Here is a 20,855-nt window from a genome sequence, read left to right on the forward strand (position 1 = left end):
TCTAAATTACAAGATAAAAAATCCATTTTTAGACATATAGTCTAATTTGTTTATAAGGAGGAAATATGCAAGAAAGTAACAAACGCTTAAAAACAAAGCGAACTATTGAAAATGCTATGGTACAATTACTGATGGAACAGCCATTTGATCAAATTTCTACTGTCAAGTTAGCAGAAAAAGCCGGAATTAGTCGTTCCAGCTTCTATACTCACTATAAGGATAAGTATGATATGATTGAGCACTATCAAAGCAAACTATTTCATACATTTGAATATATTTTTCAAAAACATGCTCATCACAAAAGAGACGCTATTCTAGAAGTATTTGAATATCTAGAGTCAGAACCACTTCTAGCTGCCCTTCTTTCTGAAAATGGGACCAAAGAAATCCAAAATTTCTTACGAAATAAACTTCATATCATGCTCAGTACAGATTTACAAAAGCGATTTATGCAACTGAATCTCAATACCACTGAATTAGAATACAGTAGCATCTATCTAACTCACGCACTTTTTGGTGTCTGCCAAACTTGGATTGCACATGGAAAAAAAGAAAGTCCTCAAGAAATAACAGACTTCCTTATGAAGATGCTTGGTGATACAAATTGATACAAAAAAGGGAACAACACTATGTTCCCTTTTATCTATACTCCGCCAGTAGGACTCGAACCTACGACATCATGATTAACAGTCATGCGCTACTACCAACTGAGCTATGGCGGATAAAATAGTCCGTACGGGATTCGAACCCGTGTTACCGCCGTGAAAAGGCGGTGTCTTAACCCCTTGACCAACGGACCGTCTATCTGTAGCAGATATAACCATTATATCAATTTCTTACTAATTGTCAATCACTTTTGAGATTTTTTCTCTAGAATATCTTTTAATTTTCTAATTTTTAATCTTGAAATAGGACAACGATGGTCTTCATAGAAAACAATTTCTAGATTTTTTCGATCAATTTCTCTGATATTGCCTATATTTACCAAAAATGACTTATGAGGAGAATAAAATCTCTGAGTATGTTTGTCCTTTTCCTGAATATCTGTCATGGTACCGTAAAACTCTTTGGCAAAATTCTTACCAATAATACGCAATTTATGAGAAACTCCTGTCGTTTCAATATACAAAATATCATGGTAAGGAATTTTTAAATCATTTCCCTTGTAATTGTAGTCAAAATAATCTACCACATCTTTATTTTCAAGTAACATACTCTTCGTGTAGAAGATATTTTGCTCAATTCTCTTCTTAAATAACTCATCATTGATATCCTTATCAACAAAATCTAAGGCTGATACCTGGTATTTATAGGTTAGAGTTGCAAACTCTGATCGACTTGTGATAAAGACGATAATAGCGTAAGGATTGTAATGACGAATGAGCTGAGCCACTTCAAATCCCTTTTTCTCAATTCCATGAATATCGATATCTAGGAAATAAAGCTGATTTACTTCATCATTTTCAATGTATTCTTCAAATTCACGGACTTTTCCCGTTGTTTTGTATGATATTGGAATATTCGATTCTTTCGAAATTTCATCCAATATTCTCTCTAGTCTCACTTGATGTTCAATAACATCTTCTAAAATTAAAACTTTCATTCAAATTCCCTCTTAAATCTAATGATTTGTCTAAATGTACTACCTTCCATCTCTGTTTCTAAAATAATATTGTTGTACTTATCTAATAGTTCTTTCACATTATTTAGGCCGACTCCGCGATTTCTTCCCTTAGTAGAGAATCCTAAGGCAAACAGATCTCCTGAAGGAGTCATCGTCATTTTACATGAATTCTGAATCACAATAACTGTTTCAGTTTCCATCTTAATAACTGCTACTTCCATCTGCTTTTTATAGCTATCAGCTGAACCTTCAACAGCATTGTTCAATAAAACGCTCATGATACGAACCAAATCCAGCAGGTCTATTGGTAGTCTAGTAATTATATCTTTTACTTCCAGTGTAAACTCTACACCATTATTTCGAGCATAGACAATGGACTGAGCAACCAAACTTCGTAAAGCTGAATCTTCTATGTTGTTCAAATCAAAGTAAGTGTACTTATCTGAACGCAGTTTGTGATTAGCTTTGACCAAAACTTCATTGTAAACTCTGTCAATTTCCTGTAAATTACCACTGTCAATTGCCATCTGCATGCTGACAAGCATCCCAGCATAATCATGTCGAAAACCACGGATTTCATTATACAGACCGACAATTTCATCTGTGTAATTTTGTAAATGTTTCTGTTCAAATTTTTTCTGCTTCAACGCAATCTCTTTCTCCATTTGAACTTTATGAGAATTCATTGCAAAGAAGGTCAAAAGGAGAGAGATAAAGACAATAGATGATAAAATACTTCCAAAACTATTCAAATGTTTAATCGTACTTACCATATTTGAAACGAAAGATACAATATGGAGCAGTAGTAAGGCAAAAAATACTTTTTTCAAGAAAGTATAAAGGTAGTCCTTGTCAAAATAGTCTAGTTCCAAATGGAAATAATGAATGATTTTTAAGACAACAAAATAGGTCAACACCGTTACAACGGAAAAGAATGAGTAATAATATTGTAAAACAAAATTGTCTCCTGTTATAGAGGAGAAAGTTACGGACAGAAAGTTATGAGTGCTCTCATATAAAAGAGATAGTAGTAAACTTAGAAATAGTCCTCTATCCCTCTCATACTGTTTAATCCATCGAAAATAGGAATATAAGCCCAAAGGAAATAAAAATGTTACAATCCCTAACCCATTTAAAGATAGAAAATAGAAGGGAAGTTCAAGTACTACTTCTACTAGTAATGTATAAGCACCAAAAACGTATAGCTCTTTTCTATTTATTTGACCTTTACAAATTAAATGGTAACTGTGACTAATGATTACAAAATAAATAATAACTAACCCAAATCCAAATAAATCCATTACTCTTTCCCCTTATTTCATTACTTTTTTCGTGGGAAAATAAAATCAAGGAGGATTTTTGGCAGCCTACTTTCCCCACCTTTAATCTTTTGCAAGTCTTTTTCCTTCAAGGCTTCAAACTGTTCCAATTTAACTGTGTTTTTCATAATAAAATCTCCTAAAATGTTTTTTTGTAAGCTAACTTACAAAAACTATTATACAAAATGGAATTTCGTTTTATATAAAATTCTCTCAACTGTCAATTTTTTCTCCCCAAGTGTACTTTTTTAAGAAAAAAGCTGGGAAAATTCCCAGCTTTGCTACTATATTGATCCCAGCAGGATTCGAACCTGCGACCGTTCGCTTAGAAGGCGAATGCTCTATCCAGCTGAGCTATGAGACCTAACATGTCTATTCTACCAAAAATTCAATTGAAAGTCAATTTTCTATTTATGATAGGGCGAGCCCTGCTGTATTGTAAAAGCGCGATAGATTTGTTCAACAAGGACTAGTCTCATTAACTGATGGGGCAAGGTTAAACGACCAAAACTAACAGAGAGATTGGCTCTCTTTTTTACATCCTGTGCTAATCCCAGACTCCCTCCAATAATAAAAGTAAGAGTAGAAAATCCTTTTATAGAAGCTTCTTCTAAATGCTTACTAAATTCTTCTGAGGAGAAAGTTTTCCCTTCAATGGCTAACACAATAACAAAATCACGGTCACCAACTTTTGATAAAATTCTCTGACCTTCTATTTCTAAAATCTTTTGATTTTCTGATTCACTGGCCCTATCTGGTGTTTTTTCATCTGCTAGCTCTATCATTTCAAGCTTAGCAAATCGAGAAATTCGTTTTGAATACTCTGCTATGCCATCTTTTAAATATTTTTCTTTCAGTTTCCCAACTGTTACAACTTTAATTTTCATGATTCTATTCTAACATATTCTCTATTTTTTCACATCTTATTCACAAAATAAAAGGTTAATTTTAGCCGAGAAAACCACAGATTTTTGAAAGTTATCCACAATCTGTGAAAAACTTTTGTTTTTAAGTTATAATTAAGCTAGTCAGTTTATACTTTCAGTAATTTCAAACATATGGAGGCAAATATGAAACATCTAAAAACATTTTACAAAAAATGGTTTCAATTATTAGTCGTTATCGTCATTAGCTTTTTTAGTGGAGCCTTGGGTAGTTTTTCAATAACTCAACTCACTCAAAAAAGTGGTGTAAGTAACTCCAACAACAATAGCACTATCACACAGACTGCCTATAAAAACGAAAATTCAACAACACAGGCTGTTAACAAAGTAAAAGATGCTGTTGTTTCTGTTATCACTTATTCGGCCAACAGACAAAATAGCGTATTTGGCAATGATGATACTGACACAGATTCTCAACAAATCTCTAGTGAAGGATCTGGGGTTATTTATAAAAAGAATGACAAAGAAGCTTACATTGTTACTAACAATCACGTTATAAATGGCGCCAGCAAAGTAGATATTCGCTTGTCAGATGGGACTAAAGTACCTGGAGAAATCGTCGGAGCAGATACTTTCTCTGATATTGCTGTCGTCAAAATCTCTTCAGAAAAAGTGACTACAGTAGCTGAATTTGGTGATTCTAGTAAGTTAACCGTAGGAGAAACTGCTATTGCTATTGGTAGCCCATTGGGTTCTGAATATGCAAATACTGTTACTCAGGGTATTGTATCTAGTCTCAATCGAAATGTGTCCTTAAAATCTGAGGATGGACAAGCTATTTCTACAAAAGCCATCCAAACTGATACTGCTATTAACCCAGGTAACTCTGGTGGCCCACTAATCAATATTCAAGGACAGGTTATCGGAATTACCTCAAGTAAAATTGCTACAAATGGAGGAACCTCTGTAGAAGGTCTTGGTTTCGCAATTCCTGCAAATGACGCTATCAATATTATTGAACAGTTGGAAAAGAACGGAAAAGTGACGCGTCCAGCTTTGGGCATCCAAATGGTCAATCTCTCAAATATTAATACAAGTGATATTAGAAGACTTAATATTCCAAGCAGTGTAACATCTGGTGTAGTTGTTCGTTCTGTACAAAGTAATATGCCTGCCAATGGTCACCTTGAAAAATACGACGTTATTACAAAAGTAGATGACAAAGATATTGCTTCATCAACAGACTTACAAAGTGCTCTTTACAATCATTCTATCGGAGACACCATTAAGATAACTTACTATCGTAACGGTAAAGAAGAAACTACATCTATTAAACTTGACAAGAGTTCAGGTGATTTAGAATCTTAATTGACATCTATGTAAAGAAAACTTTACATAAGAGAAAAGATGTGTTAGTGTAGAATCATGGAAAAATTTGAAATGATTTCTATCACGGATATACAAAAAAATCCCTATCAACCTCGAAAAGAATTTGATAGAGAAAAACTACATGAACTAGCACAGTCTATCAAAGAAAATGGGGTCATTCAACCTATTATTGTTCGTCAATCTCCTGTTATTGGTTATGAAATCCTTGCAGGAGAGAGACGCTATCGGGCTTCACTTTTAGCTGGTCTAAGGTCTATCCCAGCTGTTGTTAAACAACTTTCAGACCAAGAGATGATGGTCCAATCCATCATTGAAAATTTACAGAGAGAAAATTTGAATCCAATAGAAGAAGCACGCGCCTATGAATCTCTCGTAGAGAAAGGATTTACCCATGCTGAAATTGCAGATAAAATGGGGAAGTCTCGTCCTTATATCAGTAACTCGATTCGTTTGCTTTCCTTACCAGAACAGATTATCTCAGAAGTAGAAAATGGCAAACTATCACAAGCCCATGCGCGTTCGCTAGTTGGGTTAAATAGGGAACAACAAGACTATTTCTTTCAACGAATTATTGAGGAAGACATTTCTGTAAGAAAGTTAGAAGCTCTTCTGACAGATAAAAAACAAAAGAAACTGCAAAAAACTGATCATTTCATACAAAATGAAGAAGAACAGTTAAAAAAACTACTCGGACTAGATGTAGAAATCAAACTGTCTAAAAAGGACAGTGGAAAAATCATTATTTCTTTTTCAAATCAAGAAGAATACAGTAGAATTATCAACAGCCTGAAATAAGGCTGTTCTTTTATTTTTTTACCTCACAAGGTTATCCACTATTTTTTTCAGTAAAAAGCTTAATAAATCAATAATTTCTGATTTTATCCCCAACCTGTGGATAAAGCTTGATAACATTGTGGATTATTTTTCACAGCTTGTGGAAAATTCTTACTATCTATGGTAAAATAAGTCTAGCATTAAACTTTTAAATAGTAAAGGAGGAGAAAGGATTGAAAGAAAAACAATTTTGGAATCGTATATTAGAATTTGCTCAAGAAAGACTGACTCGATCCATGTATGATTTCTATGCTATTCAAGCTGAACTCATCAAGGTAGAGGAAAATGTTGCCACTATATTTTTACCACGATCTGAGATGGAAATGGTCTGGGAAAAACAACTAAAAGATATCATTGTAGTTGCTGGATTTGAAATTTATGATGCTGAAATAACTCCCCACTATATTTTCGCTAAACCTCAAAATACGACTATCTCACAAGTTGAAGAAGCTACAAATTCAACTCTTTATGACTATAGTCCAAAGTTAGCATCTATTCCTTATTCGGATACTGGGTTAAAAGAGAAGTATACCTTTGATAATTTTATTCAAGGTGATGGAAATGTTTGGGCTGTATCAGCCGCCTTGGCTGTCTCTGAAGATTTGGCCTTAACCTATAATCCTCTTTTTATCTATGGAGGACCTGGACTTGGGAAGACTCATTTGCTCAATGCGATTGGCAATGAAATTTTGAAAAATATTCCTGATGCGCGTGTTAAATACATCCCTGCTGAAAGCTTTATTAACGATTTTCTTGAACACCTAAGACTTGGTGAAATGGATAAGTTCAAAAAAACCTACCGTAGCCTCGATCTCTTGTTAATTGATGATATTCAATCGCTGAGTGGAAAAAAAGTTGCAACTCAGGAAGAATTTTTCAATACTTTCAATGTTCTCCATAACAATCAAAAACAAATTGTTCTGACTAGTGATCGTAGCCCTAAACACTTAGAGGGCCTTGAAGAAAGACTTGTCACGCGCTTTAGCTGGGGCTTGACGCAAAACATCACACCACCTGACTTTGAGACACGTATTGCCATTTTACAAAGCAAAACAGAGAATTTAGACTACCATTTCCAAAGTGATACCCTAGAATACCTAGCTGGTCAATTTGATTCAAACGTCCGAGAACTTGAAGGAGCAATAAACGACATCACTTTAATTGCCAGAGTGAAGAAGATTAAGGATATCACTATCGATATCGCTGCAGAGGCTATTAGGGCACGCAAACAAGATGTTAGCCAAATGCTCGTCATCCCAATTGATAAAATCCAAAATGAAGTTGGTAACTTTTATGGTGTCAGCGTCAAAGAAATGAAGGGAAGCAGACGCCTTCAAAATATTGTGTTAGCCCGTCAAGTAGCCATGTATTTATCTAGAGAACTAACAGATAATAGTCTTCCAAAAATTGGGAAGGAATTTGGTGGTAAAGATCACACAACAGTCATTCATGCCCATGCCAAAATTAAATCTTTGATTGATGAAGACGATAATTTACGTTTAGAAATTGAATCAATCAAAAAGAAAATCAAATAACTTGTGGATAACTTTTACTTTATTATCTTTTTTATCCACATTTTTTAAACAAGCCCAAAAACTTGATATGACTTGTTTAAAGTCTGTTTTCCACAGATTTCACAGACTCTATTATTACTATTATCCTTCTAATACTAAAAATAAATAAAGGAGAATCCATGATTCATTTTTCAATTAATAAAAATTTATTTCTACAAGCCTTAAATACTACTAAGAGAGCTATTAGCTCTAAAAATGCCATTCCTATTTTATCAACCGTCAAAATTGACGTAACCAATGAAGGTGTTACTTTAATTGGTTCAAATGGTCAAATTTCAATTGAAAATTTTATTTCTCAAAAAAATGAAGATGCTGGTTTGTTAATTACTTCTTTAGGTTCGATCCTTCTTGAAGCTTCTTTCTTCATCAATGTGGTATCTAGTCTACCTGATGTGACTCTTGATTTTAAAGAAATTGAACAAAACCAAATTGTTTTAACTAGTGGCAAATCAGAAATTACCCTAAAAGGAAAAGATAGCGAGCAATATCCACGAATCCAAGAAATTTCAGCAAGCACTCCTTTGGTTCTTGAAACAAAATTACTTAAGAAAATTATCAATGAAACAGCTTTTGCTGCAAGTACACAAGAAAGTCGTCCAATTTTAACAGGTGTTCATTTTGTATTGAGCCAACACAAAGAGTTAAAAACAGTTGCAACAGACTCTCATCGTCTAAGCCAGAAAAAATTGACTCTTGAAAAAAATAGTGATGATTTTGATGTCGTGATTCCTAGCCGTTCTCTACGCGAATTTTCAGCAGTATTTACAGACGATATTGAAACTGTAGAGATTTTCTTTGCCAACAATCAAATCCTCTTTAGAAGCGAAAATATTAGCTTCTATACTCGTTTGTTAGAAGGTAACTATCCTGATACAGATCGCTTGATTCCGACAGACTTTAACACTACTATTACTTTTGATGTGGTAAACTTACGTCAGTCAATGGAGCGTGCTCGCCTTTTATCAAGTGCGACTCAAAATGGTACTGTGAAGCTTGAAATTAAAGGTGGTATTGTTAGCGCCCATGTTCATTCTCCAGAAGTTGGTAAAGTAAACGAAGAAATCGATACTGATCAGGTGACTGGTGAAGATTTGACTATTAGTTTCAACCCAACTTACTTGATTGATTCTCTTAAGGCTTTAAATAGCGAAAAGGTGACCATTAGCTTTATCTCAGCTGTTCGTCCATTTACTCTTGTGCCAGCAGACACTGATGAAGACTTCATGCAGCTCATTACACCAGTTCGTACAAATTAAGTGAAAGAGGTTGAGCCTGGCTCGCCTCTTTTATGATATAATCTAAAAAGAGAAGGAGAGTAGTATGTATCAAGTTGGAAATTTTGTTGAAATGAAAAAACCACATGCTTGCACCATCAAGTCAACAGGTAAAAAGGCCAATCGTTGGGAAATTACACGTGTAGGAGCAGATATCAAAATTAAATGTAGCAATTGTGACCATGTTGTCATGATGGGGCGCTATGATTTTGATCGAAAAATGAATAAAATTATTGACTGAAACCCCTCAGTTAGAGGGTTAGCAAGTTTTCCCTTTTTGTGTTATAATATTAGGGATTGAAATGAAAACGGAGAATGAGAAAATATGGCTTTAACAGCAGGTATCGTTGGTTTGCCAAACGTTGGTAAATCAACACTATTTAATGCAATTACAAAAGCAGGAGCAGAGGCTGCAAACTATCCATTTGCGACGATTGATCCAAACGTTGGAATGGTTGAGGTTCCAGATGAACGCCTACAAAAATTGACTGAAATGATCACTCCTAAAAAGACAGTTCCAACAACATTTGAATTTACAGATATCGCAGGAATTGTAAAAGGAGCTTCAAAAGGAGAAGGGCTAGGGAATAAATTCTTGGCTAATATCCGTGAAGTAGACGCGATTGTTCACGTAGTTCGTGCTTTTGATGATGAAAATGTGATGCGCGAGCAAGGACGTGAAGATGCTTTTGTGGATCCACTTGCAGATATTGATACTATTAACCTGGAGTTGATTCTTGCTGACTTAGAATCAGTTAATAAGCGTTATGCGCGTGTAGAAAAGATGGCACGTACGCAAAAAGATAAAGAATCAGTAGCTGAGTTTAATGTTCTTCAAAAGATTAAACCAGTCCTAGAAGATGGAAAATCAGCTCGAACTATTGAATTTACAGATGAAGAACAAAAAGTTGTCAAAGGTCTCTTCCTTTTGACGACTAAACCAGTGCTCTATGTTGCCAATGTGGATGAGGATGTTGTTTCAGAACCTGACTCTATCGACTATGTTAAACAAATTCGTGAATTCGCAGCGACAGAAAATGCTGAAGTAGTCGTTATTTCTGCGCGTGCTGAGGAAGAAATTTCTGAGTTAGACGAAGAAGATAAGCAAGAGTTTCTTGAAGCACTTGGTTTGACAGAGTCAGGCGTTGACAAGTTGACTCGTGCAGCTTACCACTTACTTGGATTGGGAACTTACTTCACAGCTGGTGAAAAAGAAGTTCGCGCTTGGACCTTTAAACGTGGTATGAAGGCTCCTCAAGCAGCTGGTATTATCCACTCAGACTTTGAAAAAGGATTTATTCGTGCAGTAACTATGTCATATGAGGATCTAGTGAAATATGGATCTGAAAAGGCTGTAAAAGAAGCTGGGCGCTTGCGTGAAGAAGGAAAAGAATATATCGTTCAAGATGGCGATATCATGGAATTCCGCTTTAATGTCTAATAATATTTAACAAATAGTGTCAATTAGGTTGGAAAAAAATTCCAACCCTTTTGGCTTTTGAAAGGAAAAATAAATGACCAAATTACTTGTAGGATTAGGAAATCCAGGAGATAAATATTTTGAGACCAAACACAATGTTGGATTTATGTTGATTGACCAACTAGCGAAGAAACAGAATGTCACTTTTACACACGATAAGATATTTCAAGCTGACCTAGCATCCTTTTTCCTAAATGGAGAAAAAATTTATCTTGTCAAACCAACGACATTTATGAATGAAAGTGGAAAAGCGGTTCATGCTTTATTGACTTATTATGGTTTGGATATTGAAGATTTACTCATCATTTACGATGACCTTGACATGGAAGTTGGGAAAATTCGTTTAAGAGCAAAAGGTTCAGCAGGTGGTCATAATGGTATCAAGTCTATTATTCAACATATTGGAACCCAAACCTTTAATCGTGTTAAAATTGGAATCGGAAGACCTAAAAATGGCATGTCAGTTGTTCACCATGTTTTGAGTACTTTTGACAAGGATGATTATATTGGTATTTTACAGTCTATTGACAAAGTTGACGATTCTGTAAACTACTATTTACAAGAGAAAAACTTTGAAAAAACGATGCAGAGGTATAACGGATAAATGGTGACCTTATTAGATTTATTCTCAGAAAATGATCAGATAAAAAAATGGCATCAAAATCTGACAGATAAGAAAAGACAATTAATCTTAGGCTTGTCAACTTCTACAAAAACTTTAGCAATTGCTAGTAGTTTGAGACAGGAAGATAAGATTGTGTTATTGACGTCAACTTATGGAGAAGCCGAAGGACTTGTTAGTGATCTTATATCTATCTTGGGTGAGGAACTTGTCTATCCATTTTTGGTAGATGACTCCCCTATGGTCGAGTTTTTGATGTCTTCACAAGAAAAAATCATTTCACGGGTTGAAGCCTTGCGTTTTTTGACTGATTCATCTAAGAAAGGGATTTTAGTTTGTAATATCGCAGCAAGTCGATTGATTTTACCGTCTCCCAATGCATTTAAAGATAGTATTGTAAAAATAACAGTTGGTGAAGAATATGACCAACACGCACTTATCCATCAGTTAAAAGAGATAGGCTATCGAAAAGTTACACAAGTACAAACTCAAGGCGAATTTAGTCTGCGAGGAGATATTTTAGATATTTTTGAAATATCCCAGTTGGAACCTTACCGAATTGAGTTTTTTGGTGATGAAGTCGATGGTATTAGGTCATTTGAAGTCGAAACACAATTATCGAAAGAAAATCAGACAGAACTCACTATCTTTCCAGCTAGTGATATGCTTTTGAGGGAAAAGGATTATCAACGAGGACAATCAGCTTTAGAAAAACAAATTTCAAAAACGTTATCACCTATTTTAAAATCATACTTAGAAGAAATTCTTTCAAGTTTTCATCAAAAACAAATGCATTTAGATTCTAGGAAGTTTTTATCTTTGTGTTATGACAAGACATGGACTGTTTTTGACTATATTGAAAAAGATACCCCAATATTCTTTGATGATTATCAAAAATTAATGAATCAGTATGAAGTCTTTGAAAGAGAACTAGCACAATACTTTACAGAAGAATTACAGAACAGTAGAGCATTTTCTGAGATGCAGTATTTTGCAGATACAGAGCAAATCTATAAAAAACAGAGTCCGGTTACCTTTTTCTCTAATCTGCAAAAGGGTTTAGGCAATCTCAAGTTTGACCAAATTTATCAATTTAATCAATATCCTATGCAGGAGTTTTTTAATCAATTTTCTTTTCTAAAAGAAGAAATTGAGCGATACAAAAAAATGGATTATACTATTATCCTGCAGTCTAGCAATTCAATGGGAAGTAAAACATTGGAGGATGTTTTAGAGGAATACCAGATTAAATTGGATTCTAGAGATAAGTCAAGTATTTGTAAAGAATCTGTAAACTTAATCGAGGGTAATCTCAGACATGGTTTTCATTTTGTAGATGAAAAGGTTTTATTGATAACTGAACATGAGATTTTTCAAAAGAAATTGAAACGTCGTTTTCGAAGACAACATGTTTCAAACGCAGAGAGATTAAAAGATTACAATGAACTTGAAAAAGGGGACTACGTTGTCCATCATATCCATGGGATTGGTCAATATTTAGGAATTGAAACCATTGAAATCAAAGGGATACACCGCGATTATGTCAGTGTGCAGTATCAAAATGGGGATCAAATCTCTATCCCAGTAGAACAGATTCATCTACTGTCTAAATATATTTCAAGTGATGGGAAAGCGCCAAAACTCAATAAATTAAATGATGGTCATTTCAAAAAGGCCAAGCAAAAAGTTAAGAACCAAGTAGAGGATATAGCTGACGATTTAATTAAACTTTATTCTGAACGCAGTCAGTTGAAGGGTTTTGCTTTCTCAGCTGATGATGAGGATCAACATGCTTTTGATGATGCCTTCCCTTATGTTGAAACGGATGATCAACTTCGTAGTGTTGAGGAAATCAAGAGAGATATGCAGTCTTCTCAACCAATGGATCGACTTTTAGTTGGGGATGTTGGTTTTGGAAAGACTGAAGTTGCTATGCGTGCAGCCTTTAAGGCAGTCAATGATCACAAACAGGTTGTCGTTCTAGTTCCGACGACGGTTTTAGCGCAACAGCACTATACGAATTTTAAGGAACGATTCCAAAATTTTGCAGTTAATATTGATGTATTGAGTCGTTTTAGAAGTAAAAAAGAGCAGGCAGAGACACTTGAAAAATTGAAAAATGGTCAAATTGATATTTTGATTGGAACGCATCGTGTTTTGTCAAAAGATGTTGTGTTTGCTGATTTGGGTTTGATGATTATTGATGAGGAACAGCGATTTGGTGTCAAGCATAAGGAAACCTTGAAAGAACTGAAAAAACAAGTAGATGTCCTGACCTTGACAGCAACGCCAATTCCTCGTACCCTTCACATGTCTATGCTGGGAATCCGAGATTTGTCTGTTATTGAAACTCCGCCGACTAATCGTTATCCAGTGCAAACCTATGTTTTAGAAAAGAATGATAGTGTGATTCGTGATGCTGTCTTGCGTGAAATGGAGCGTGGAGGTCAAGTTTACTATCTTTACAATAAAGTTGACACGATTGACCAGAAGGTTTCCGAATTACAGGAGTTGATTCCAGATGCTTCGATTGGTTATGTTCATGGGCAAATGAGTGAGATTCAGTTAGAAAATACTCTACTGGATTTCATTGAAGGTCAGTATGATATTTTAGTGACTACTACCATTATTGAGACAGGGGTGGACATTCCAAATGCTAATACTTTATTTATTGAAAATGCGGACCATATGGGCTTGTCAACCTTGTATCAGTTAAGAGGAAGAGTCGGTCGTAGTAATCGTATTGCTTATGCCTATCTCATGTATCGTCCAGAAAAATCAATCAGTGAAGTCTCCGAGAAGAGATTAGAAGCGATCAAAGGATTTACAGAATTGGGCTCTGGATTTAAGATTGCAATGCGAGATCTTTCGATTCGCGGAGCAGGAAATCTTTTAGGAAAATCCCAGTCTGGTTTCATTGATTCTGTTGGTTTTGAATTGTATTCGCAGTTATTGGAGGAAGCTATTGCTAAACGACATGGTAATGTGAACACAAGAACCAAAGGGAATTCTGAGTTGATTTTACAAATTGATGCCTATCTTCCTGATACCTATATTTCTGATCAACGACATAAGATTGAAATTTACAAGAAAATTCGTCAAATTGACAACCGTGTCAATTATGAGGAGTTACAAGAAGAGCTGATGGACCGCTTTGGAGAGTACCCAGACGTGGTTGCTTATCTTTTAGAGATTGGTTTAGTCAAGTCATATTTGGACAAGGTCTTTGTTCAACGTGTAGAAAGAAAAGAGAATAAGATTACAGTTCAATTTGAAAAAGTCACTCAACGACTGTTTTTGGCTCAAGATTATTTTAAAGCTTTATCCGCAACGAATTTAAAAGCAGCCATAGCTGAGAATAAGGGATTAATGGAAGTTGTATTTGATGTTCGAAACAAGAAGGACTATGAAATTTTAGAAGGTCTACTCATTTTTGGAGAAAGTTTATTAGAGATAAAAGTGTCGAAAGAAGGCAATTCCCTTTAACATTTTTCTTCTATAAAGTAGATAAAAATGATACAATAATAATTTGAGGTAATAAAAATGAGATTAGACAAATATTTAAAAGTATCAAGAATTATCAAGCGTCGTACAGTCGCAAAAGAAGTAGCAGATAAAGGTAGAATCAAGGTAAATGGAATCTTGGCAAAAAGTTCAACGGATTTGAAAGTTAATGACCAAGTTGAAATTCGATTTGGAAATAAGTTGCTACTTGTAAAAGTACTGGAGATGAAAGATAGTACAAAAAAAGAAGATGCAGCAGGCATGTATGAAATTATCAGTGAAACACGGGTAGAAGAAAATGTCTAAAAATATCGTACAATTGAATAATTCTTTTATTCAAAATGAACACCAACGTCGTCGCTATCTGATGAAAGAACGACAAAAACGTAATCGTTTCATGGGTTGGGTTCTTATTTTGATGATTTTATTGTTCATTTTACCAACTTATAATCTTGCTCAAAGTTATCACCAATTACTCCAAAGACGTCAACAGTTATCAGACTTGCAAACTCAGTATCAAACCTTAAGTGAGGAAAAGGAGAAAGAGACAGCTTTTGCTACAAAGTTGAAAGATGAAGATTACGCTGCTAAATACATGCGTGCAAAATATTATTATTCTAAGAATCGGGAAGCTGTTTATACGATTCCTGACTTGCTCCCAAGGTGATAAAATGGAAAATTTATTAGATGTAATAGAGCAATTTTTGAGTCTATCGGATGAAAAACTAGAAGAGTTGGCTGATAAAAATCAATTATTGCGTTTACAAGAAGAAAAGGAAAGGAAGAATGCGTAAGTTCTTAATTATTTTGTTGCTACCGAGTTTTTTGACTATTTCAAAAGTCGTTAGCACAGAAAAAGAAGTCGTCTATACTTCGAAAGAAATTTATTACCTTTCACAATCTGACTTTGGTATTTATTTTAGAGAAAAATTAAGTTCTCCCATGGTTTATGGAGAGGTTCCTGTTTATGCGAATGAAGATTTAGTAGTGGAATCTGGAAAATTGACTCCCCAAACAAGTTTTCAAATAACCGAGTGGCACTTAAATAAACAAGGAATTCCGGTATTTAAGCTATCAAATCATCAATTTATAGCTGCGGACAAACGATTTTTATATGATCAATCAGAGGTAACTCCAACAATAAAAAAAGTATGGTTAGAATCTGATTTTAAACTGTACAATAGTCCTTATGACTTAAAAGAAGTGAAATCATCCTTATCAGCTTATTCGCAAGTATCAATTGATAAGACCATGTTTGTAGAAGGAAGAGAATTTCTACATATTGATCAGGCTGGATGGGTAGCTAAAGAATCAACTTCTGAAGAAGATAATCGGATGAGTAAAGTCCAAGAAATGTTATCGGAAAAATATCAGAAGGATTCATTTTCTATTTATGTTAAGCAACTGACTACTGGAAAAGAAGCTGGTATCAATCAAGATGAAAAGATGTATGCGGCTAGTGTTTTGAAACTCCCTTATCTTTATTATACGCAAGAAAAAATAAATGAAGGTCTTTATCAGTTAGATACGACTGTAAAATACATATCTGCAGTCAATGATTTTCCAGGTTCCTATAAACCAGAAGGAAGTGGTAGTCTTCCTAAAAAAGAGGATAATAAAGAGTATTCTCTAAAGGATTTAATTACGAAAGTATCAAAAGAATCTGATAATGTAGCTCATAATCTATTGGGATATTACATTTCAAACCAATCTGATGCCACATTCAAATCCAAGATGTCTGCTATTATGGGAGATGATTGGGATTCCAAAGAAAAATTGATTTCTTCTAAGATGGCTGGGAAGGTTATGGAGGCAATTTATAATCAAAATGGATTTGTATTGGAGTCTTTGACTAAAACAGATTTTGATAATGAGAGAATTGCCAAAGGTGTTTCTGTTAAAGTAGCTCATAAAATTGGAGATGCGGATGAATTTAAGCATGATACAGGTGTTGTCTATGCAGATTCTCCATTTATTCTTTCTATTTTCACTAAAAATTCTGATTATGATACGATTTCTAAGATAGCCAAAGATGTTTATGAGGTTCTAAAATGAGGGAACAAGATTTTTTAAATCATTTTCTCAAGAAGGGATATTTCAAAAAGCATGCTAAGGTGGTTCTAGCTCTTTCTGGTGGATTAGATTCTATGTTTCTATTTAAGGTGTTATCTACGTATCAAAAAGAGTTAGAAATTGAATTGATTCTAGCTCATGTGAATCATAAGCAGAGAGTAGAATCAGATTGGGAAGAACAGGAATTAAGGAAGTTAGCTGCTGAAGCAGAGCTTCCTATTTATATCAGCAATTTTTCAGGAGAATTTTCAGAAGCCCGTGCTCGAAATTTTCGTTATGATTTTTTTCAAGAGGTCATGAAAAAGACAGGTGCGACAGCCTTAGTCACTGCCCACCATGCTGATGATCAGGTGGAAACGATTTTGATGCGCTTGATTCGAGGAACTCGTTTGCGCTATCTATCAGGAATTAAGGAGAAGCAAGTAGTCGGAGAGATAGAAATCATTCGTCCCTTCTTGCATTTTCAGAAAAAAGACTTCCTATCAATTTTTCATTTTGAAGATACATCAAATAAGGAAAATCATTATTTTCGCAATCGTATTCGAAACTCATACTTACCAGAATTAGAAAAAGAAAATCCTAGATTTAGAGATGCAATCTTAAGTATCGGTAATGAAATTTTAGATTATGACTTAGCTATAGCTGAATTATCAAAAAATATTGATGTAGAAAATTTATATCAGCTATTGTCTTACTCTGAGTCGACACAAAGAGTTTTACTTCAAACTTATCTGAATCATTTTCTAGATTTGAATCTTACAAAAGCTCAGTTTGAAGAAGTTAGACAAATTTTAAAAACTAAAAGCCAGTATCGTCATCCGCTTAAAAATGGTTATGAATTAGTAAAAGAGTATCAACAGTTTCGGATTTGTAAAATCAGTCCTCAGTCTGATGAAAAGGAAGATGAACTTGTGTTACACTATCAAAATCAGGTATCTTATCAAGGATATTTATTTTCCTTTGGACTTCCTTTAGATGGTGAATTAATTCAGCAGGTACCTGTTTCACGGGAAACATCAGTACACATTCGTCATCGGAAAACAGGAGATTTTTTGATTCAAAATGGGCATAGAAAAAAACTCAGACGTCTATTTATTGATTTGAAAATCCCTATGGAAAAGCGAAAATCAGCTCTGATTATTGAGCAATTTGGTGAAATTGTCTCAATTTTGGGAATTGCGACCAGTAATTTGAGTAAAAACACGAAAAATGATATAATGAACACTGTACTTTATATAGAAAAAATAGATAGGTAAAAAAATGTTAGAAAACGATATTAAAAAAATCCTCGTTTCACACGATGAAATTACAGAAGCTGCTAAAAAATTAGGTGCTCAACTCACTAAAGACTATGCAGGAAAAAATCCAATTTTAGTTGGAATTTTAAAAGGATCTATTCCTTTTATGGCTGAATTGGTCAAACATATTGATACACATATTGAAATGGACTTCATGATGGTTTCTAGCTACCATGGTGGGACAGCAAGTAGTGGTGTCATCAATATAAAGCAAGATGTGACTCAAGATATCAAAGGAAGACATGTTCTATTTGTAGAAGATATCATCGATACAGGTCAAACTTTGAAGAATTTGCGAGATATGTTTATTGCAAGAGATGCAGCTTCTGTTAACATTGCCACCTTGTTGGATAAACCAGAAGGACGTGTTGTAGAAATTGAGGCTGACTATACCTGCTTTACTATTCCAAATGAGTTTGTAGTAGGTTATGGTTTAGACTACAAAGAAAATTATCGTAACCTTCCTTATGTTGGAGTATTGAAAGAAGAAGTGTATTCAAATTAGAAAGAACAATTTTTAATGAAAAAACAAAATAATGGTTTAATTAAAAATCCTTTTCTATGGTTATTACTTATTTTTTTCCTAGTTACAGGTTACCAGTATTTTAGTACAGGTAGTGTTGCAGGGAAAAGTGAGCAAATTAATTATACAGAATTGGTAAAAGAAATTACCGATGACAATGTAAAAGAATTGACTTACCAACCAAATGGTAGTGTTATCGAAGTTTCGGGTGTATATAAAAATCCTAAAACAAGTAAAGAAGAAACAGGAATTCAGTTCTTTTCTCCTTCTGCCATAACAGTAGAGAAATTTTCAAGTATTATTCTTCCTTCAGATACTACAGTATCCGAATTGCAAAAACTTGCTTCTGACCATAAAGCGGAAGTAACTGTTAAGCATGAAAGTTCAAGTGGTATGTGGATTAATATTCTTGTATCCATTGTGCCATTCGGTATTCTTTTCTTCTTCCTATTCTCTATGATGGGAAATATGGGAGGAAATAATAGTCGTAACCCAATGAGTTTTGGACGTAGCAAGGCTAAAGCTGCAAATAAAGAAGATATTAAAGTAAGATTTTCAGATGTTGCTGGAGCTGAGGAAGAAAAACAAGAATTAGTTGAAGTCGTTGAATTCTTAAAAGATCCAAAACGATTTACAAAACTTGGAGCCCGTATTCCAGCAGGTGTTCTTTTGGAGGGACCTCCGGGAACAGGTAAAACTTTGCTTGCTAAGGCAGTAGCCGGAGAAGCAGGTGTTCCATTCTTTAGTATCTCAGGTTCTGACTTTGTAGAAATGTTTGTCGGAGTTGGAGCTAGTCGTGTTCGTTCTCTTTTTGAAGATGCCAAAAAAGCAGCACCAGCTATTATCTTTATCGATGAAATTGATGCTGTTGGACGTCAACGTGGAGTTGGTCTTGGTGGAGGAAATGACGAACGTGAACAAACCTTGAACCAACTTTTGATTGAGATGGATGGTTTTGAGGGAAATGAAGGGATTATCGTTATCGCTGCGACAAACCGTTCAGATGTACTTGATCCTGCCCTTTTACGTCCAGGACGTTTTGATAGAAAAGTATTGGTTGGCCGTCCTGATGTTAAAGGTCGCGAAGCAATCTTGAAAGTTCATGCTAAGAACAAGCCTTTAGCGGAAAATGTTGATTTGAAATTAGTTGCCCAACAAACTCCAGGTTTTGTTGGTGCTGATTTAGAGAATGTATTGAATGAAGCTGCTTTAGTCGCTGCTCGTCGCAATAAATCAGTAATTGATGCCTCAGATATTGATGAAGCAGAAGATAGAGTTATTGCTGGACCTTCTAAGAAAGATAAGACAGTTTCACAAAAAGAACGTGAATTGGTTGCCTATCATGAGGCAGGACATACCATTGTTGGTCTAGTCTTGTCGAATGCTCGTGTTGTTCATAAAGTTACTATCGTACCACGCGGCCGTGCAGGTGGTTATATGATTGCACTTCCTAAAGAGGATCAAATGCTTCTATCTAAAGAAGATATGAAAGAGCAATTGGCTGGTTTAATGGGTGGACGTGTAGCCGAAGAAATTATCTTTAATGTCCAAACTACAGGAGCTTCAAATGACTTTGAACAGGCGACACAAATGGCGCGTGCAATGGTTACAGAGTACGGTATGAGTGAAAAACTTGGCCCAGTACAATATGAAGGAAACCATGCTATGTTTGGTGCACAGAGTCCTCAAAAATCAATTTCAGAACAAACAGCTTATGAAATTGACGAAGAAGTTCGTTCATTATTAAATGAAGCACGAAATAAAGCTGCTGAAATCATCCAATCAAATCGTGAAACTCACAAGTTGATTGCAGAAGCATTATTGAAATACGAAACATTGGATAGTACACAAATTAAAGCTCTTTATGAAACAGGAAAGATGCCTGAAACCGTAGAAGAGGAATCTCATGCATTATCTTATGATGAAGTAAAGTCAAAAATGAATGACGAAAAATAACCCTGAGAGAGGTAAGACCTCTCTTTTTTGTGCAGTTTAGACGGTGTAGGGAACAGAATGGAGGAAATGGGACAAAAGTGTTTCTGAATCTGTTAGACTGTATCTAGAAAGGGGGACGTTATGTTTAAAGAATTGTATAAAGAAGTCCAGGGAATTGTATATAAGAGTAGAAATGAATATTACTTGCATTTATGGGAACTATCGGATTGGGACCAAGAGGGTATGCTCTGCTTACATGAATTGATTAGTAGAGAAGAAGAGCTAGTAGAAGATATTCCTCGTTTACGTAAATACTTCAAAACCAAGTTCCGAAATCGAATTCTAGATTATATTCGTAAACAAGAAAGCCAGAAGCGAAGATATGATAAAGAACCTTATGAAGAAGTGGGTGAAATTAGTCATCGTATAGGAGAGGGAGGACTCTGGCTAGATGATTATTATCTCTTTCATGAAACACTAAAAAATTATAGAAACAAACAAAGTAAAGACAAACAAGAAGAG

Annotated in this window: 21 protein-coding genes and 3 tRNA genes; 17 read left to right on the plus strand and 7 right to left on the minus strand. The window is 34.8% G+C overall.

Features of this window, described 5'->3' with window-relative positions; genetic code table 11:
* Positions 1–65 precede the first annotated feature (65 nt).
* Positions 66–608 (plus strand): TetR/AcrR family transcriptional regulator, encoded by a 543-nt coding sequence (locus JQ843_RS03565; RefSeq protein WP_001158275.1) that lies wholly within the window; start codon positions 66–68, stop codon positions 606–608.
* A 40-nt stretch (positions 609–648) separates the two neighbouring features.
* Here the strand turns inward: JQ843_RS03565 and JQ843_RS03570 are convergent.
* The 7 genes from JQ843_RS03570 to rlmH form a co-directional block, all read right to left on the minus strand.
* Positions 649–722: transfer RNA gene (locus JQ843_RS03570), tRNA-Asn, on the minus strand.
* Positions 723–727: 5 nt separating this feature from the next.
* Positions 728–799: transfer RNA gene (locus tag JQ843_RS03575), tRNA-Glu, on the minus strand.
* Between the two features lie 51 nt (positions 800–850).
* Entirely contained in the window at positions 851–1,603 is a 753-nt protein-coding gene (comE, locus tag JQ843_RS03580; RefSeq protein WP_049501872.1) for a competence system response regulator transcription factor ComE, read from the minus strand.
* A complete protein-coding gene (gene comD, locus JQ843_RS03585; protein WP_203212916.1) occupies positions 1,600–2,925 on the minus strand; it encodes a competence system sensor histidine kinase ComD in 1,326 nt (441 codons plus the stop codon). Before comD ends, comE begins: the two co-directional genes overlap by 4 nt.
* Positions 2,926–2,945: 20 nt before the next feature.
* Complete coding sequence (gene comC, locus JQ843_RS03590) at positions 2,946–3,071, minus strand: competence-stimulating peptide ComC (RefSeq protein ID WP_049546433.1); 126 nt, start codon at positions 3,069–3,071, stop codon at positions 2,946–2,948.
* Positions 3,072–3,233: 162 nt separating this feature from the next.
* Positions 3,234–3,307: transfer RNA gene (locus tag JQ843_RS03595), tRNA-Arg, on the minus strand.
* Between the two features lie 43 nt (positions 3,308–3,350).
* On the minus strand, positions 3,351–3,830 hold the full coding sequence (gene rlmH / locus JQ843_RS03600) for a 23S rRNA (pseudouridine(1915)-N(3))-methyltransferase RlmH (protein WP_049501875.1): 480 nt from the start codon (positions 3,828–3,830) through the stop codon (positions 3,351–3,353).
* Between the two features lie 183 nt (positions 3,831–4,013).
* On the opposite strand from rlmH, the gene htrA reads away from it, so the two are divergent.
* From htrA to JQ843_RS03675, 16 genes are all read left to right on the plus strand, one after another.
* Positions 4,014–5,195 (plus strand): serine protease HtrA, encoded by a 1,182-nt coding sequence (gene htrA / locus JQ843_RS03605; protein WP_203212917.1) that lies wholly within the window; start codon positions 4,014–4,016, stop codon positions 5,193–5,195.
* Positions 5,196–5,252: 57 nt separating this feature from the next.
* On the plus strand, positions 5,253–6,011 hold the full coding sequence (locus JQ843_RS03610; RefSeq protein ID WP_203212918.1) for a ParB/RepB/Spo0J family partition protein: 759 nt from the start codon (positions 5,253–5,255) through the stop codon (positions 6,009–6,011).
* A gap of 212 nt (positions 6,012–6,223) precedes the next feature.
* Positions 6,224–7,585, plus strand: a complete 1,362-nt coding sequence (gene dnaA / locus JQ843_RS03615; RefSeq protein ID WP_203212919.1) for a chromosomal replication initiator protein DnaA — start codon at positions 6,224–6,226, stop codon at positions 7,583–7,585.
* Positions 7,586–7,743: 158 nt separating this feature from the next.
* Positions 7,744–8,880, plus strand: a complete 1,137-nt coding sequence (gene dnaN / locus JQ843_RS03620; RefSeq protein WP_000581174.1) for a DNA polymerase III subunit beta — start codon at positions 7,744–7,746, stop codon at positions 8,878–8,880.
* A 64-nt stretch (positions 8,881–8,944) separates the two neighbouring features.
* Positions 8,945–9,139, plus strand: coding sequence for a DUF951 domain-containing protein (locus JQ843_RS03625; RefSeq protein ID WP_000285186.1), 195 nt, complete (start codon positions 8,945–8,947; stop codon positions 9,137–9,139).
* Between the two features lie 84 nt (positions 9,140–9,223).
* Entirely contained in the window at positions 9,224–10,339 is a 1,116-nt protein-coding gene (gene ychF, locus JQ843_RS03630; RefSeq protein ID WP_001218713.1) for a redox-regulated ATPase YchF, read from the plus strand.
* Positions 10,340–10,412: 73 nt separating this feature from the next.
* The gene (gene pth, locus JQ843_RS03635) at positions 10,413–10,982 is read left to right on the plus strand and encodes an aminoacyl-tRNA hydrolase (protein WP_000163936.1); all 570 of its coding nucleotides are present in this window, start codon (positions 10,413–10,415) and stop codon (positions 10,980–10,982) included.
* Positions 10,983–14,486, plus strand: coding sequence for a transcription-repair coupling factor (gene mfd / locus JQ843_RS03640; RefSeq protein ID WP_203212920.1), 3,504 nt, complete (start codon positions 10,983–10,985; stop codon positions 14,484–14,486).
* Positions 14,487–14,543: 57 nt separating this feature from the next.
* Positions 14,544–14,810, plus strand: coding sequence for an RNA-binding S4 domain-containing protein (locus JQ843_RS03645; protein ID WP_001234978.1), 267 nt, complete (start codon positions 14,544–14,546; stop codon positions 14,808–14,810).
* Positions 14,803–15,171 carry a septum formation initiator family protein gene (locus JQ843_RS03650; protein ID WP_000041905.1) on the plus strand — a complete coding sequence of 123 codons (369 nt, stop codon included), beginning with the start codon at positions 14,803–14,805 and terminating at the stop codon, positions 15,169–15,171. The genes JQ843_RS03645 and JQ843_RS03650 overlap by 8 nt, the downstream gene beginning before the upstream one ends.
* Positions 15,172–15,175: 4 nt before the next feature.
* On the plus strand, positions 15,176–15,298 hold the full coding sequence (locus JQ843_RS09820) for an SP_0009 family protein (protein WP_000429334.1): 123 nt from the start codon (positions 15,176–15,178) through the stop codon (positions 15,296–15,298).
* A complete protein-coding gene (locus tag JQ843_RS03655) occupies positions 15,291–16,559 on the plus strand; it encodes a serine hydrolase (protein ID WP_004255257.1) in 1,269 nt (422 codons plus the stop codon). The genes JQ843_RS09820 and JQ843_RS03655 overlap by 8 nt, the downstream gene beginning before the upstream one ends.
* Positions 16,556–17,833, plus strand: coding sequence for a tRNA lysidine(34) synthetase TilS (gene tilS, locus JQ843_RS03660; protein ID WP_203212921.1), 1,278 nt, complete (start codon positions 16,556–16,558; stop codon positions 17,831–17,833). Before JQ843_RS03655 ends, tilS begins: the two co-directional genes overlap by 4 nt.
* A gap of 4 nt (positions 17,834–17,837) precedes the next feature.
* Positions 17,838–18,380, plus strand: coding sequence for a hypoxanthine phosphoribosyltransferase (hpt, locus tag JQ843_RS03665; protein ID WP_000892172.1), 543 nt, complete (start codon positions 17,838–17,840; stop codon positions 18,378–18,380).
* A gap of 15 nt (positions 18,381–18,395) precedes the next feature.
* Entirely contained in the window at positions 18,396–20,354 is a 1,959-nt protein-coding gene (gene ftsH, locus JQ843_RS03670; protein ID WP_203212922.1) for an ATP-dependent zinc metalloprotease FtsH, read from the plus strand.
* Positions 20,355–20,474: 120 nt separating this feature from the next.
* Positions 20,475–20,855, plus strand: a 381-nt coding sequence (locus JQ843_RS03675) for a sigma-70 RNA polymerase sigma factor region 4 domain-containing protein (protein ID WP_203212923.1), incomplete at its 3' end; no start/stop codon positions are given.

Origin of the sequence: Streptococcus mitis (assembly GCF_905187495.1) — a bacterium.
Taxonomy (GTDB): Bacteria; Bacillota; Bacilli; order Lactobacillales; family Streptococcaceae; genus Streptococcus; species Streptococcus mitis_CU.

Coding starts and splice junctions, on each gene's coding strand:
- JQ843_RS03565 (WP_001158275.1), top strand. CDS start 66: ATGCAAGAAAGTAACAAACGCTTAAAAACAAAGCGAACTATTGAAAAT.
- comE (WP_049501872.1), bottom strand. CDS start 1,603: ATGAAAGTTTTAATTTTAGAAGATGTTATTGAACATCAAGTGAGACTA.
- comD (WP_203212916.1), bottom strand. CDS start 2,925: ATGGATTTATTTGGATTTGGGTTAGTTATTATTTATTTTGTAATCATT.
- comC (WP_049546433.1), bottom strand. CDS start 3,071: ATGAAAAACACAGTTAAATTGGAACAGTTTGAAGCCTTGAAGGAAAAA.
- rlmH (WP_049501875.1), bottom strand. CDS start 3,830: ATGAAAATTAAAGTTGTAACAGTTGGGAAACTGAAAGAAAAATATTTA.
- htrA (WP_203212917.1), top strand. CDS start 4,014: ATGAAACATCTAAAAACATTTTACAAAAAATGGTTTCAATTATTAGTC.
- JQ843_RS03610 (WP_203212918.1), top strand. CDS start 5,253: ATGGAAAAATTTGAAATGATTTCTATCACGGATATACAAAAAAATCCC.
- dnaN (WP_000581174.1), top strand. CDS start 7,744: ATGATTCATTTTTCAATTAATAAAAATTTATTTCTACAAGCCTTAAAT.
- JQ843_RS03625 (WP_000285186.1), top strand. CDS start 8,945: ATGTATCAAGTTGGAAATTTTGTTGAAATGAAAAAACCACATGCTTGC.
- ychF (WP_001218713.1), top strand. CDS start 9,224: ATGGCTTTAACAGCAGGTATCGTTGGTTTGCCAAACGTTGGTAAATCA.
- pth (WP_000163936.1), top strand. CDS start 10,413: ATGACCAAATTACTTGTAGGATTAGGAAATCCAGGAGATAAATATTTT.
- mfd (WP_203212920.1), top strand. CDS start 10,983: ATGGTGACCTTATTAGATTTATTCTCAGAAAATGATCAGATAAAAAAA.
- JQ843_RS03645 (WP_001234978.1), top strand. CDS start 14,544: ATGAGATTAGACAAATATTTAAAAGTATCAAGAATTATCAAGCGTCGT.
- JQ843_RS03650 (WP_000041905.1), top strand. CDS start 14,803: ATGTCTAAAAATATCGTACAATTGAATAATTCTTTTATTCAAAATGAA.
- JQ843_RS09820 (WP_000429334.1), top strand. CDS start 15,176: ATGGAAAATTTATTAGATGTAATAGAGCAATTTTTGAGTCTATCGGAT.
- JQ843_RS03655 (WP_004255257.1), top strand. CDS start 15,291: ATGCGTAAGTTCTTAATTATTTTGTTGCTACCGAGTTTTTTGACTATT.
- tilS (WP_203212921.1), top strand. CDS start 16,556: ATGAGGGAACAAGATTTTTTAAATCATTTTCTCAAGAAGGGATATTTC.
- hpt (WP_000892172.1), top strand. CDS start 17,838: ATGTTAGAAAACGATATTAAAAAAATCCTCGTTTCACACGATGAAATT.
- ftsH (WP_203212922.1), top strand. CDS start 18,396: ATGAAAAAACAAAATAATGGTTTAATTAAAAATCCTTTTCTATGGTTA.